The following is a 2251-nucleotide window of genomic DNA, read 5'->3' as shown; positions in this document are numbered from 1 at the left end:
CTGGCGCTGCTGGTCGGCCCCGATCAGAAATGGATGACCACGATGGGCTTCCTTGAACGGATCGACCAGAACCTGAACAAGGCGCTGGTCGGCTAAGCCGCCGCCACGTCACGCACAACAATTCCGGGCCGGGGCATTCCCCGGCCCGTTTTTCATGGCTAGGCTGGCCGGACCAAGGAAAGTGCCGCCATGCCCAAAGCCTATCTTCTGCTCTTTGCCGCCATCATCGCCGAGACCATCGGCTCGACCGCCATGCAGGCCAGCCAGCAATTCACCCGGCTGGGGCCATCGCTGTTGGTCGTGGTGGGCTATGGCACCGCATTCTACCTGATGGCGCAGACCCTGAAATACATGCAGCTTGGCGTGGTCTATGCGATCTGGTCTGGGCTGGGCATCGTTTTGATCACCGGCATGGGCTGGCTGATCTTTGGCCAGAAATCCGACCTGCCAGCGCTGATCGGCATGGCGATGATCATCGCGGGGATTCTGGTGATTCACCTGTTCTCGAACACCGCATCGCATTAACGCTGGCCTTTTCTGCGGCTGCACGGTATGGCCCCGGCAACCCCTATTAAGGCAGACGTTATGGACCTTCGGAATATCGCAATTATCGCTCACGTCGACCACGGCAAGACCACGCTGGTTGACGAGCTTTTGAAACAGTCGGGCGCGTTCCGCGAAAATCAGGCCGTGGCTGAACGCATGATGGACAGCAACGATCTTGAGCGCGAGCGCGGGATCACCATTCTGGCCAAGGCGACCTCGGTCGAATGGAAAGGCACCCGGATCAATATCGTCGACACCCCCGGCCACGCCGATTTCGGCGGCGAGGTCGAGCGGATCCTCAGCATGGTCGACGGTGTGGTTCTGCTGGTCGATGCCGCCGAAGGCCCGATGCCGCAAACCAAGTTCGTGACCTCCAAGGCGCTGGCGCTGGGCCTGCGCCCGATCGTGGTGCTGAACAAGGTCGACAAACCCGACGCCGAGCCGGATCGCGCGCTGAACGAGGTGTTCGACCTGTTCGCCAACCTCGACGCCAGCGAAGACCAACTGGATTTCCCGCATCTCTATGCCTCGGGCCGCTCGGGCTGGGCCGATACCGATCTGGACGGTCCGCGCAAGAATCTGGACGCGCTGTTCAAGCTGATCGTCAACCACGTGCCCAAGCCCAAGCAGCTGGCGCATCAGAACGAAGACTTCACCATGCTGGCCACGACGCTGGGCAATGACCCGTTCGTCGGCCGCATCCTGACCGGCCGGGTCGAAACCGGGCGCCTCAAGGTGGGTGCCACGGTTCAGGCCCTGTCACGCATCGGCCAGAAGATCGAACAGTTCCGCGTCACCAAGATTCAAGCCTTCCGCGGTCTGGGCCAACAGGACATCGAAGAAGCCCTCGCTGGCGACATCGTGTCGATTGCCGGCATGTCCAAGGCCACCGTGGCTGATACGATCTGTGCGCTGGCCGTCGATCAACCGCTGGACGCGCAACCGATCGACCCGCCGACCATCACCGTCACCTTCGGCATCAACGACAGCCCGCTGGCGGGCCGCGATGGCAGCAAGGTTCAGTCGCGCGTCATCCGTGACCGCCTGATGAAAGAGGCAGAATCGAACGTCGCCATTCGCATCTCGGACACGCCGGGCGGCGAGGCCTTCGAAGTCGCCGGTCGCGGCGAATTGCAGATGGGCGTTCTGATCGAGAACATGCGCCGCGAGGGGTTTGAACTGTCGATCAGCCGGCCTCAGGTGCTGTTCCGCGAGGAAAACGGCGTCCGCCTTGAGCCGATCGAAGAAGTCACCATCGACGTCGATGACGAATATTCCGGCGCGGTGATCGAAAAGATCACCGGTTCGCGCAAGGGCGAACTGGCCGAGATGAAACCGGCTGGCGTCGGCAAGACCCGCATCATCGCCTATGTGCCGTCGCGCGGCCTGATCGGCTATCACGGTGAATTCCTGACCGACACCCGCGGCACCGGCGTGCTGAACCGCGTGTTCCACGAATGGGCGCCCTACAAAGGCCCGATCCCGGGCCGTCGCGCCGGGGTGCTGATCTCGATGGAATCCGGTGTTTCGGTTGCCTATGCGCTGTGGAACCTCGAAGAACGCGGCCGCATGTTCATCGGCCCGCAGGAACAGGTCTATACCGGCATGGTCATCGGCGAGCATTCGCGCGACAATGATCTTGAGGTCAACCCGTGGAAAGGCAAGAAGCTGACCAACGTGCGGGCCTCGGGCACTGATGAGGCCG

The 2251-nt window shown here is 62.2% G+C and carries 2 protein-coding genes; both read left to right on the top strand.

Going from position 1 to position 2251, the window contains the following annotated elements; translation table 11 throughout:
- The first annotated feature begins 189 nt into the window (after nt 1-189).
- Nucleotides 190-525 carry a multidrug efflux SMR transporter gene (locus ABYW26_RS13625; RefSeq protein WP_372605453.1) on the top strand — a complete coding sequence of 112 codons (336 nt, stop codon included), beginning with the start codon at nt 190-192 and terminating at the stop codon, nt 523-525.
- Nucleotides 526-585: 60 nt separating this feature from the next.
- Nucleotides 586-2251 (top strand): translational GTPase TypA (typA, locus tag ABYW26_RS13620; RefSeq protein WP_372605452.1); only part of this gene is annotated, 1666 nt, incomplete at its 3' end.

It is taken from the genome of Actibacterium sp. (assembly GCF_041584535.1).
In the GTDB taxonomy this organism is placed as follows: domain Bacteria; phylum Pseudomonadota; class Alphaproteobacteria; order Rhodobacterales; family Rhodobacteraceae; genus Actibacterium_D.
This window is presented reverse-complemented; position numbering and strand designations above follow the sequence as displayed.